The following is a 12,456-nucleotide window of genomic DNA, read 5'->3' as shown; positions in this document are numbered from 1 at the left end:
ACCCGGACCTCGCCACGGACCCTAAAGGTCGGTGAAACGCCACCGACGCCACCACCTTGCCTGGTGGACGCCGGCCTTCAGCTGGCGCTCTCCAGTATCGCTTCGTTCAACACCGCCTGGGGGAAGTGGCGGCGCAACATGCGATTCTGGAACTCGTCCACGAAGCAGGCGTTGATGATGATGATAAAGCGCTCGAAAGGGGCGCTTGGCTCGCACTGGGTGATCGCATCGACGCTATGGAACAGCCGATCGTCACGCAGGTGCAGCACCTCCCCCGGCGCCAGCGTCACCCGGCCGACTTCCTGCCGGCCGGCCTTGTCCCGATACAGGGTGTTCACCGCTCCACTGACGTTGTCGCGATTAAGCACCACGATACTTAGGTACTTGCAGCCATCGGCGTGGATACCCTGCCCCTGCAACGGATCCATGGTGCCGTCACCACGTACACCGGTGATCTGCATCAGAATGGGCGCGCGGCGCTCGAGCCCCCATAGCTCCGCCCAGGCCTTGACGAACGCCTTGACGTCCTCGCGCTCGGTAAACTCGGGCAACAGCGGCTCGTAGTAGCGCAGCCGATCCGCCATGCTGGCGGCGTCATTGAAGCGCCCGCCCTGGGCCATGGGACACTCGCTCAGGGTTTCAACCTCACCCTCGTCGTTCAGGTGCAGCCAGGACATGCGCTTCCAGCGGCGATTGACGTAGGGGTCCCGCGGCAGGTCGCCGAGAAATGACTGCCAGGCGGACAGATCAATATGCGCCAGGCGCGTCTTGCTCCAGGACTGAGAGGCGACCTCCTCAAGGACCGACAAATCCCAGTACCCGGATTCAGGAATCCGGAGCCCAACGTTGATCGTCTCGATGGCGGCAAGATGCCGACCTTGTGCGACTTTCTGCGCTATTTTCATGTCATTAACCTCGGTTTTGTGCACAAACATGTGCACTTCATGGATGTTGCATATGCAACACCGAGGATCATGTGGAGCGCCCACACAGCGGTCAAATACCGCGAACGAAGAAACTTCGTTGACCAACTTGCTGCCAAAAGAGAGTATCTGCGACGTTTATTCCGATAATGGAAAAACTCATTCCGTCGTTTGGTACTCGCTGCTAGCGACAATTTGTACGACACTGCCGATATATGCGGATTCGTTACTTTTGTTCGGGCACACCCTCTGGCACACCTCGCTGCCCCTGCTCAGGAAATGACGCCATTGCACATCGGTGACAGATTCCACACACCACGCTCGACCGCTGCCGATGCCGGCAGCGGCGCAGAGAACGCCCTCCCGCTGCCGTCCCTGACGCTCAGCGACTGGCGCTTTCGTGAACTGCTGATGAGCCTTTCACGCGTCGCGGTGCAGGGGTATGACAGGGACAGGCGCGTCATCTACTGGAATGGCGCCAGTCAGGCGCTGTATGGCTACAGCGAGCAGGAAGCCCTGGGCAAGCGTCTGGAACAGCTGTTGATACCCGAGGCCATGGTCGACGCGGTGATCGATGCTCACCAGGCGTGGGTCCACCGCGGCGTGGAGATCCCCGCCGAAGAGCTCGAGCTCAAGCACCGTTCCGGCGCCAGCGTACCGGTCTTCTCCCACCACGTGATGCTGGGCCGGGAAACCGACAATCCGCTGATGTTCTGTATCGACATCGACCTGGCGGGTGAGCGCAAGGCGCGTCGTGATCTGGACTACATGACGCGCTTCGACCGCCTGACCGGCCTGCCCAACCGCCACGCCTTCGAAATCGAGCTCAAGCGGACCCTGGCAGAATGTCGGCGCCACAACGACAGCCTGTTGATCCTGTTTGTCGACCTCGACCACTTCAACGAGATCAACGACACCCATGGCTACGACTGCGGCGACAAGGTCATCCGTCAGGCGGCCAATCGCCTGCAGGCCTTCCGGCGCAGCGATGACCTGCTCTGCCGCTTCGGTACCGATGATTTCGTGCTGGCCCTGCCCCAGGTGGACATGGCCACCGACGCCATACAGGTGGCAGAGCGCCTGCTGGAAAGCCTCTCCCGCCCGATGCGGGTGGACGGCCGCGAGCTGAGAATACACGCCTCGATCGGCATCAGCACCTTTCCCGACAATGGCAGCGAGGTGCAGGAACTGGTGGGCAGTGCTGACGCCGCCAAGACCCGGGCCAAGCTCACCGGCCGCAACACCTATCAGTTCTTCAGCCCCGAGGCCCACGCGGCGATGGTGCGCCAGCACACCATCGCCGAACGCCTGCAACGCCTGCTCGATCAGGACGGCGGCGGCGAGCTGGGCCTGGTCTACCAACCCCAGGTGGCTGCCGCCAGCGGGCATATCGACTCCCTCGAGGCGCTACTACGCTGGACGACCCGAGACGGTGAAGCCATCTCCCCCGTAGAGTTCATCCCGGTGGCCGAACGCAGCGAACTGATCAAACGCCTGGAGACCTGGGTGCTGCACAAGGTGTGCGAGCAGCAGTGCCAATGGCGCGCCGAGGGCAGCCGCCAAGTGCGCGTGGACGTCAATGTCTCCGGACGCCACGCGGTGATGCCCGGCATGTTCGAGGCCTTCGCCTCCTGCGTCGCGTCATACGGCCTGGGGCCTCGCGAGATCGGCATCGAGCTCACCGAGAATGTGCTGATCGAGGCCGGCCAGGACGTGCTGGACAGCCTGCGCAGACTCTATGACCAGGGTTACAAGATCGCCATCGACGACTTCGGTACCGGCTTCTCATCGATGAGCTACCTCAAGGTGCTGCCGATCACCGCGCTCAAGATCGACCGCACCTTCATCGCCGAGTGCACCCAGGACCCCAGGGACAGGGCGATCATGGAAGCCAGCATCTTTCTTGGCCACCGCCTCGGCCTCGAGGTCGTCGCCGAAGGCGTGGAAACCGACGAGCAGCAGGCGCTACTGCAGGAAATGCGCTGCGACCTGCTCCAGGGCTTCTACTACCACCGCCCCATGGATGCCGATCTGGCAGCGAGACTGTTGCGTGCCGACAAGTCAGTCCTTTTACCAACAGGCAAAATGAGTCACTAGGCGCGCCCTCATCAGGATGCCCCTCTTCGCACCAACCATTGCGCACCAGCCCTTTCATAGCCTCATCTTGCACGCAGGCGCTTGCGCGATACAGCGGCTTCTGTATCCTCTGCAAGGCACCTCGCAATGAATTGTGCCATCGACTTTCTACATAACATTGAACACTCCGCCACCGACTCCTCGGACACGGCGAAGCGCGAGCAAGGACCTCACTGCAATGGCAAACACCCCCACCCAACCTCCGGAGCACTACTATCCAAGGCCACCGGCGGATGACGAGATATCGCTGGTCGATATCACCCTGATCCTGGTCAGGCGCTGGAAGATGATGGCTGGGGTGTTTGTGGTCATCGTGCTGCTGGCACTTGCCTTTGCCCTGACCATGACTGATAGCTACCGCTACGTATCGATCTACAACGTGGCTGAACGCGAGCCCAGCGGTGGCGCCGGTGTCGGCGTACTGGAAACCCCGGAGAGCGTGGTCGCCAAGATCGACAACTACTACTTCGATGCGGTCTCCAGCCAAGTACTCGAAGAAAAATCCCTCGACAGGCTGGGCTTCGAGACCACCGCCAAGGCGCCCGAGAACGTTGCCTTCCTGACCCTGTCCTCCGAGGCTGACGAAGACCATGCCGACCTAGTCCAGGAGTACCACCAAACGCTTCTGGACACAGTTAAAGCTGACCAGGATGAACTTCTCGCCAAGCGTCGCGAGACACTGGAGCAGCAGCTCGCCAGCGCCAACGAGAGCCTCGAGGCCGCCAAGCAGTCTTCCTCCGAGAGCGCTGCGGAGCTGGTGGCCACCTACACCGGAAATGTGGTCGACATCGAAGAGAAGCTGGCTTACCTCGCCGAAGGCAACATTCAGCGCGTGGCATCCCAGAGTCGCGAACCGGTGGGCACCAGCAAGGCTCTGATCATGGCTCTCGCCATCGTGCTGGGCGGCATGCTGGCGGTGATGGCCGCCTTCCTGGCCGAATTCGCCGGCACGGTGCGCAAGGCGTCAGCCCGCAAGGACTAAGGGCCTTTCGCTCCCGCCAGGCGGACACCAGCGGGACACCAGCGCCAATAACAAAACGCCCCGAAGGCCAAGGCCTTCGGGGCGCTTCTCTTTACGGCTATCTTTATTAGAGCTAGCAGGCAATGCGGCTCACGCGCTGTCTGTTAAAACGCCTTCCAGATAGCCCCTTCTCCTTCAGCGTTCTTTACGCAACGCCCTCAAGCGAATCACCACGACCGACGGCGTAGTACATCAGCCCTGCACGACGCACGCTTTCGGGGTCGTAGAGGTTACGGCCATCCACCACCACCGGCATCGACAGTTGCTCCTTGAGCCAGGGGAAGTCCAGCGAGCGGAACTCCTTCCACTCGGTGCAGATCACCAGGGCGTCGGCGCCCTTGACCGCCTGGATGCGATCCCCCGCCAACATCAGGTCATCACGCTCGCCGTAAATGCGTCGGGTCTCGCCCATGGCCTCAGGATCATAGGCCTGGACCCTGGCGCCAGCCTCCCACAGGGCCTCCATCAGGGTACGGCTGGGGGCGTCACGCATATCATCGGTGTTGGGCTTGAACGACAGCCCCCAGATGGCGATGGTGCGGCCCTTGAGGTCGCCGTCGAAGGCGCTGGCCAGCTTGGCGAACAACGTCTGCTTCTGGCGCTGGTTTACCGCTTCCACCGCCCCCAGCAGTTCGGCTTCGTAATCCACCTCGCGGGCGGTGCGCGCCAGCGCCTGGACGTCCTTGGGAAAGCAGGAACCGCCGTAGCCACAGCCCGGGTAGATGAAGTGGTAGCCGATCCGCGGATCACTGCCGATGCCGCGACGCACCTGCTCCACGTCGGCGCCGAGGCGCTCGGCCAGGTTCGCGATCTCATTCATGAAGCTGATCTTGGTGGCAAGCATGGCGTTGGCGGCGTACTTGGTCAGCTCCGCCGCCCGCACGTCCATGAACATCAGCTTTTCCTGCAGACGGATGTAGGGCGCGTAGCACTCCCGCATCAGCTGCTTGACCTTGTCGGAGTCGGTACCGACCACGATGCGCGCACCGTGGGCAAAGTCCTCGATGGCCGCGCCTTCCTTGAGAAACTCAGGGTTGGAGCAGACGTCAACGTTCAGGCTGACACCGCGCTGCTCGAGCTGGGACTCCACCATCGCTTTGACCCGATCGGCGGTGCCCACCGGCACGGTGGACTTGTCGACCACCACCTTGTCGTCCTGCATGTGCTCGCCGATGGCCTTGGCCACCGCCAGCACGTACTGCAGATCCGCGCTGCCGTCTTCATCCGGCGGCGTGCCCACAGCAATAAACTGCAACACACCATGGTTGACCGCCTTGGCGGCATCGGTAGTGAACTTGAGCCGCCCAGCCGACACGTTGGCCTTGACCATGGGCTCAAGGCCCGGCTCGAAGATCGGGATCTCCCCGGCTTCGAGGCGTGCAATCTTGTTCTCATCCACGTCCATGCAGATGACATCGTGACCGACGTCCGCCAGGCAGGTCCCGGTGACGAGCCCCACGTAGCCGGTGCCAAAAATGGTGATCTTCATCCCTTGTCACTCACTCAATGAAATTTTTGATCGGCAAAGGATAACAATCCCGCCCTGCAAATGGCACAGCCGTTTCTTCGCCTGGGTCAAATGGGATAGCGAGAGAAGCCCGCAGGCACAACCTATCGCCCTTTGTCGCCCCTTGGCTGACACATGGCTTACACCGCGTAGAACCGGCGATACCAGTCGACAAAGCGCTTGACGCCCTCTTCCACCGGCATCTGCGGGCGATACCCGGTTGCCTGATACAGTGCTTCGGTGTCCGCCCAGGTGCGCGGCACATCACCCGGCTGCATGTCCTTGTAGTGGCAGATCGCCTCTCGCCCCACCGCCTTCTCGATGGCACGAACGAAGTCCATTAGCGACACCGGGCTACCACAGCCGATGTTGTAGAGCGCGTAGGGAGCAGAGGCCGTATCGGTGGTGACCTCGGTACTGCCCCGAGGAGTCGGTACCACGTCCAGCACGCGTACGACGCCCTCGACGATATCGTCGATGTAGGTGAAGTCCCGGGACATGTCGCCATGGTTGTAGACGTCCATGGGCCGGCCTTCCAGCACTGCTCGTGTAAACTTGAACAGCGCCATGTCAGGACGCCCCCAGGGGCCATAGACGGTAAAGAACCTGAGCCCCGTGGTGGGCAGGTCATACAGGTGGGAGTAGGTATGGGCCATCAGCTCGTTGGCCTTCTTGGTGGCCGCATAGAGACTGATGGGGTGGTCGACGTCATCGTCGGTGGCGAAGGGCACCTTGTCGTTGGACCCGTAGACCGAACTGGACGAGGCATAGACCAGGTGCTCCACCCGACCGTGACGGCAGCCCTCAAGAATATTGAGGTGCCCCACCAGATTGGCATCCGCGTAGGCGTGAGGGTTCTCGAGCGAATAACGCACGCCAGCCTGCGCCGCCAAATGGATAACCCTGTCAAAGCCCTCCTCTTTGAACAGGCGCTCCACGTGCTCACGATCAGCGATATCCAGACGCTCGAAGCGGACGTCCTCACACCCCTTGAGATCGGCAAGGCGCGCCTCCTTCAAGGCCACATCGTAGTAGTCATTCAAGTTGTCGACACCGACCAGTTCGTGCCCCTGACCACTCAACCGCTTGGCAACCGCGTGACCGATAAAACCCGCCATCCCGGTAATCAGAATCTTCATATGTACACCTGTTCCAAAACTGGGCCAATTGTAACGCGATACCACTGAAATTAGGAAAGCCCACTTGACGAACCTTCGCAGCGTACGAGCCGGCGACTTGAGCAGCAAACAGATTCTAGGTGCAAAGAGACCAACCAAGGCTCTGTGGTAAACTTTGGTGTCCGCAGCCGCCACTGATTCTCAACCGGAGCCACCGTGAACCATCAGCGAATCGCCTTTGTCATCGAAGACCTCTACGGGGGCGGCGCCCAGAAGTCGCTTTTGTACACGGCGGATCAGTTGCGCCAGCGTGGTCACGCCGTCAAGGTCTTCACCCTGCGCGACAAGGTAGAGCACCGCCTTCCTGATGGCCTCGATATCGAGAACCTGGCGGTGGTCACGCGCCTGACCAAGGCGACCTCCACGGTACTGACCGAAAAGTGGCAGGCCCGCAAGGTCCAGAAGGCCCTTAAAACCTGGCGGCCAGAGGTGGTGATCTCCTGCTCCTGCGACAAGATCACCCGGCACCTGGACTGGCCCAACCTCTACTTCTGGATCAAGTCCGACGTCAGCGCCAAGTTCAGTGACCCGGCCGCCCGGGACAAGGCCTTTGCCAAGGTGCGCCGCTTCTACGGCGGGCGCAAGGTGATCGCGGTGTCCGAGGGCGTCAAGGAAAACCTAGAGCAGGTGGTGGGACTTGAAGCCGAGACGATCATCCCGATCTACAATCCCTACGAGCGGGAGCCCTTTGTCGCAATGGCAGATGAGCCTCTGAGCCTGCCACCAGGGGTCGAAAAAGGCCGCTACCTGTTGTCGGTTGCCGCCATCGAGCCGCGCAAACGCCAGGACCGCCTACTGCAGGCCTATCGCCAGGCCCGGGACGAGCATGGTCTCGATATACCCTTGGTGCTGCTGGGCAAAGGCAAGCCAGAGAATGAACAACGACTAAGGGACATGATCGGCGAGCTGGGGCTCGATGATCACATCCACTGGCTTGGCTATACCGCCAACCCCTACCCCTACATACAAGACGCCCTGGCCATGGTACTGACCTCGGACGCAGAAGGCCTGCCGCGAGTACTGATCGAGGCGCTGCTGCTGCACACCCCGGTGATCAGCGTCGACTGCCCGAGTGGCCCGAAGGAGATCCTGACCCAGGAGCTTAAGGACTTTCTGGTGGCACGCAACGACGAGGCAGGGCTTGCCAGCGCCATGGCGCGCATGGCCGAGGCGCCCGTCACCATCGAACCGCGGCACTACCAGCAGTTTCTCACACAAAACGTGCTGCCGAAGTTCGAAGCCCTGCAGTCAGGGTCAGCCTGAACCATGCAGCTTCTGGATATTCCCTTCAACGACCGGCGCCGACGCTACCTGATGTTCCACACCCGCGACCTGCCGGAGCGTCTTGCGCTGTCTCAGACCACGACCACCGCCGCCTTCGAGGCGGTGGGCTCCAGCCGCTTTTTTGTCTCCCAGGACGGCAGGATTCTGGCCAAGGTGGTGCCGGACAAGTTCTCGAAGACGCTCGAGCCCTTCAAGTGGCTGACACGGGACTATCTCGAAAAACGCTGGCTGGCCCAGTCGGATGCGCGCAAGGAGTACCTCAGCATGCGCATCCTCGAGCGGGCGGGACTTCGCACGCCACGTTTCCACGGCTGGGGTTTGAGCCTTAATCCCCTCAACAGAAACGCATCACTTCTTTTGATGGAGCGGGTCAGCGGTGCGACAACGGCGGGCGATGTGTTTGATCAACTCCCCCGCCCTCAGCAGACGAGCTTTCTCGACAAGTTCAGCAAAGAAGTGGCCCAACTGGCCCGGGCAGGCTTTGTCCACCGCGACCTTCACTTCAACAACCTACTGATCGACAAGCAGGGTGACTTCACCTGGGTCGACGCCCACGTCAGGCCCCTGCCACGCCAGGCGGCCAAGCGATGGCGCCTGCTGGAAGACTCGCTGACACCCAACAAACTGCGTGGCCACGACAACCTAAAGGAAGTCTCCGCCCGCCTCCACCACTACCTGGATCAGTTCGACGGGGATCTCAGCCAGGACAGCAGGTAGCGTTTCAGCCAACACGAGCTCGGCGACAGCTCTCCCTGACAAAGCCAGTGTAGGCACTGCTTTCCTGGGCTAGCGGGCCGCCCAAATGCGGCTGTGCGCTAATCGTCATCATGCAGCGCCAGGTAACGCTCGACGACGTTCTCCAGCCGATAGTGCTCACACTGGGTGTCATCAATCTGCGGCGTGTCCTTCACCAGGCGAGCAATACAGGCGCCAAAGGCCTCGATGCTGTCGAGCGGTACGAGCCACGACGCCAAATCACCGGTCAGTATCTCTGCCGGGCCGGTGGGACAATCGACGCTGATAACGGGGGTCTGGCAGACCAAAGCTTCGAGCAGAACAAGCGGAAACCCCTCATAGTCGGAACTCAGGAGCAGCGCTCGCGCCCGATCGATATACGGATAGGGATTTTCCCGGGGCCCCAGGGTCAGGACTCGCCCCTCCAACTGGCGCTTTTTTACCATCGACCTGACCTCGTCTAGCCCTGCCCCTCCACCTACCATGATCAATGGCAGGACGGTGCCACTGGCTAGATAAGCGTCAAGCAGTCGGTCCAGCCGCTTCTGGCGAATATCCATTCGCCCCACATAGAGTAGGTAGTCATCAGGTACGTCATCGACGTCACAGCCCGCCAAGCGGCGAATATCGTCGATGGCGACCGGATTATGGATGGCCACGCCACGAGACGGCGTCACACCAAAGTGCAGACACAATCGATCCAGCATCGCCTGAGATACGGTGACCAGCTTGCGGCCCTGGTACAAGGCGCGCACCTTGCGCTTCTTCAATAACCGCGAGAAGCCATGTTTGTTGCCGAGAAAGCCAATCACCGGGTCGGCATGCAGGCAATACCAGGCGACGTCCCTGAGCCCTGAGCGCGATACCACCTGATGGGCGTGGTGCAGGTGCGCATAAACCAGATCGAAGGCGTGAGCTTGCTCCTTCAACCAGCGATCCAGCATCTTCGCGTGGGCCCGATAGCGCATCCATTTGCTGAGGTTCCCTTTGACCACATAGGGCATCGTCACCAGGTGCACCTCAGCAGGCAGACGGTGACGTTGTCGGTCACTCAGGATCAGCAGGGTGACCTCTGCACCAGCGCTGACCATGACTGCGATCAAATCCCTGACCACTACAGGCGCTCCGCCTGAGTCCAGATGATCCACGATAAAAAGAACGCGTAATACGCTGCGAGAAGGCATGCAGGAAGCATCCGACCAAGGAATGGACTCCCTATCATCAGCGGCTTCTTACGTTCACCAGAACAGATACTTGGCCCTACCGTGCGCAACTGATGTGCTTAAACACAAAACAAGCGTTCTAGCGCAGTTTTTACAGCATTAGACGGAAGTCACAGCCATGCGCCACGCCTGCCAAAATAGAAATCTCAACTAGCCTCCATACCCCTCAGGATTTGCCGACTGCCAACTCCAGCTATCCCGCATCATGTCTTCCAGCGTTTTCTCTGCGCTCCAGCCAAGCTCCAATCTTGCCTTCGAGGCGTCTGCCCAGAAGGCAGGCAGATCGCCTTCACGGCGTGAAGCGATGCGATACGGTACCCGCTGCCCCGTCACCTGCTCGAAGGAACGGACCATTTCGAGGACCGTCGTGCCCCTGCCGGTGCCCAGGTTATAGGTTGCGACACCCGACGATGTCATTTCCTTCATCGCCTCCAGCGCCTTGACGTGCCCCACAGCCAGATCTACCACGTGCAGATAGTCACGCTCGCAGGTGCCGTCCCGGGTTGGATAGTCGTCCCCGAAGATGGACAGCTCCGGCAGACGCCGCACCGCCACCTGGGAGATAAACGGCAGCAAGTTGTTGGGGATACCCTGGGGATCCTCACCGATACGCCCGGAGGGATGCGCGCCGATCGGGTTGAAGTAGCGAAGCAAGGACGCGGACCAGCGATCGTCGGCCCGGACCAGATCCTCGATCATCTGCTCCACCACGGCCTTGGTCGCGCCATAGGGGTTGGAAGGTCTGCCTCGTCCCATGGCCTCGACGTAAGGCACCGGCGCGTCCTCGCCGTAAACCGTGGCGGAGGAACTGAACACGATCGATCTGACCCCAGCCTCCTCCATGGCCTCGAGCAAACGCTGGGTGCCCGTCACGTTACTGTCGTAGTAGGAAAGCGGCTGCCGATAGCTTTCGCCGACGGCCTTCAGGCCCGCAAAATGGATCACCGCTTCCGCCGAGTGCTCGGCAAAGGCTCTGTCCAGACAGGCGCGATCCCGGATATCCCCACGGACCACAGGCACCTTCTGCCCGACCAGCTCTTCAACCCTTGCAATAGCCCTGGGTGAGCTGTTGCAGAAGCTATCGTAGACAACGACCTCATGCCCGGCGGAGATCAGCTCGACCAGGGTGTGGGTCCCGATATAGCCTGCTCCACCGGTGACCAATACCTTCATGACATCTGTCTCCTTAAGAGAGTCTGGCGCCGATTCGACAGCCCCCCAAAACATGGGCGCACGATGCCTACATCAGCCAGCCTAAAACCACAGGCCATCTAACGGGCCATCACTAACGGGCTTTCATCGACGGATAACGAAGGCCTGGGCCACCCGCTCAGGTCTGAAGTCGTCAAGCCATTGCTCACGCACTTCAGGCTTGGGCCCTTCGAGTGCAGCGGTGATTCCGACAGCGAGGGCTTCCTCGCTACGTTCAACCAGACAGGTCTCGAGTTCACCCTTGAGAATCTCTCGCACGCCTCCCGGGCAGTCCACCGACAATACTGGCGTGCCGCAGGCTAGCGCCTCGAACAGCACAATGCCCATGCCTTCGAAACGCGAGCTGAGCACAAACAGCCGAGCGTGGCGCATCCAGGGGTACGGGTTGTGCTGATTACCGGCGAAGATGACCTTGTCAGCGATGCCTAATTCGTTCGCCAAGGCCACCAGGCTATCTCGTTCCTGACCATCCCCCACCAGCACCAGCGGCAAGCTAGTACCGGATCGCGCGTAGGCACGCAGAAGCAGGTCGTGCCCCTTGGCCGGCACCAGACGCGCCACGTTCAAAAGGTATGGCTCGGATGGTATTGCGTCATTGGCTTCCAGCATCGCCTCACGGATCGAGCGCAGCGGACAAGGATTGGGAATCACCGTGAGAGAGCGTGGGCGAAATTTCCAGAGTGTCTGCGCCTTGCGCAAGCTTTCGGCCACCCCCTGAGACACTGCCACGATATCCCGGCGATGGTATAGGCAGCGAGCAAACAGGGCCTTGCGACGACTGGCACCATTGAAGTGGAAGATATTTTCGAGCACGTAGCGGGCACGTTTGTCGCGAAAGCTCCAGACCAGCTCGAAGGTACCGATGCCCCGAAAGACGATACGGTCTACTCTTCCGTGCTCTTGCTCGAAGCGCTTCAACCAGTGCCGAAACACGACGCCGCCCATTACGCCAAGCCCCAGGAACAACGCCCTGCCCATCAGCGGATTGAGTAACAGGCGGGCCAACACTTCTAGGCCATAGCCAACCAGCGTCAATCGATTACGCTGTTGCAGCGGCAAGTGATGCACCTTGACCTCGGAATGCTCTGGTCTTAGGGGGCGCTTGACCTTGCGAAAATATACCAGATGGCTTTCATAGCCCGCCTCATGAAAGGCATCTGCCAGGTTGACCGCCACCCGCTCCATCCCGCCCATCTTGAGGGATCTCACCACCACCAGCGTTCTCATGATAGGCGCC

At 60.7% G+C, this 12,456-nt stretch carries 10 protein-coding genes; 4 read left to right on the top strand and 6 right to left on the bottom strand.

The genetic code is table 11. The annotated features are described in order from the left end of the window. Positions 1-77: 77 nt before the first annotated feature. On the bottom strand, positions 78-809 hold the full coding sequence (locus NFG58_RS08740; protein WP_348827992.1) for a 2OG-Fe dioxygenase family protein: 732 nt from the start codon (positions 807-809) through the stop codon (positions 78-80). Between the two features lie 393 nt (positions 810-1,202). Here NFG58_RS08740 and NFG58_RS08735 point away from each other — a divergent pair, with 393 nt between their 5' ends. Together NFG58_RS08735 and NFG58_RS08730 are read left to right on the top strand one after the other, a co-directional pair. Next, positions 1,203-3,020 carry an EAL domain-containing protein gene (locus NFG58_RS08735; RefSeq protein WP_348827991.1) on the top strand — a complete coding sequence of 606 codons (1,818 nt, stop codon included), beginning with the start codon at positions 1,203-1,205 and terminating at the stop codon, positions 3,018-3,020. 217 nt (positions 3,021-3,237) lie between these two features. Next, the gene (locus tag NFG58_RS08730; protein ID WP_253028611.1) at positions 3,238-4,041 is read left to right on the top strand and encodes a lipopolysaccharide biosynthesis protein; all 804 of its coding nucleotides are present in this window, start codon (positions 3,238-3,240) and stop codon (positions 4,039-4,041) included. Positions 4,042-4,225: 184 nt separating this feature from the next. Here NFG58_RS08730 and NFG58_RS08725 read toward each other — a convergent pair whose 3' ends face one another. Together NFG58_RS08725 and NFG58_RS08720 are read right to left on the bottom strand one after the other, a co-directional pair. After that, positions 4,226-5,569, bottom strand: a complete 1,344-nt coding sequence (locus NFG58_RS08725) for a UDP-glucose/GDP-mannose dehydrogenase family protein (protein WP_253028610.1) — start codon at positions 5,567-5,569, stop codon at positions 4,226-4,228. Between the two features lie 158 nt (positions 5,570-5,727). Beyond that, positions 5,728-6,726 (bottom strand): NAD-dependent epimerase, encoded by a 999-nt coding sequence (locus tag NFG58_RS08720; protein ID WP_348827990.1) that lies wholly within the window; start codon positions 6,724-6,726, stop codon positions 5,728-5,730. Between the two features lie 195 nt (positions 6,727-6,921). On the opposite strand from NFG58_RS08720, the gene NFG58_RS08715 reads away from it, so the two are divergent. Continuing rightward, a complete protein-coding gene (locus NFG58_RS08715) occupies positions 6,922-8,028 on the top strand; it encodes a glycosyltransferase (protein WP_348827989.1) in 1,107 nt (368 codons plus the stop codon). A gap of 3 nt (positions 8,029-8,031) precedes the next feature. Further along, positions 8,032-8,766, top strand: coding sequence for a lipopolysaccharide kinase InaA family protein (locus NFG58_RS08710; protein ID WP_253028607.1), 735 nt, complete (start codon positions 8,032-8,034; stop codon positions 8,764-8,766). A 98-nt stretch (positions 8,767-8,864) separates the two neighbouring features. Here the strand turns inward: NFG58_RS08710 and NFG58_RS08705 are convergent, their stop codons facing one another. The 3 genes from NFG58_RS08705 to NFG58_RS08695 form a co-directional block, all read right to left on the bottom strand. Then, positions 8,865-9,968: a glycosyltransferase gene (locus NFG58_RS08705; protein WP_348827987.1), complete on the bottom strand. Its 1,104-nt coding sequence runs from the start codon at positions 9,966-9,968 to the stop codon at positions 8,865-8,867. 189 nt (positions 9,969-10,157) lie between these two features. Beyond that, positions 10,158-11,180 carry a UDP-glucose 4-epimerase GalE gene (gene galE, locus NFG58_RS08700; RefSeq protein WP_348827986.1) on the bottom strand — a complete coding sequence of 341 codons (1,023 nt, stop codon included), beginning with the start codon at positions 11,178-11,180 and terminating at the stop codon, positions 10,158-10,160. Between the two features lie 123 nt (positions 11,181-11,303). Further along, positions 11,304-12,404 (bottom strand): glycosyltransferase, encoded by a 1,101-nt coding sequence (locus tag NFG58_RS08695; protein ID WP_253028604.1) that lies wholly within the window; start codon positions 12,402-12,404, stop codon positions 11,304-11,306. Between the last annotated feature and the right edge of the window lie 52 nt (positions 12,405-12,456).

Source organism: Halomonas sp. RT37, from assembly GCF_040070525.1.
Taxonomy (GTDB): domain Bacteria; phylum Pseudomonadota; class Gammaproteobacteria; order Pseudomonadales; family Halomonadaceae; genus Halomonas; species Halomonas litopenaei.
Note: the sequence above shows the minus strand (reverse complement) of the source record. Positions and strands in the feature narration are given on the sequence as shown.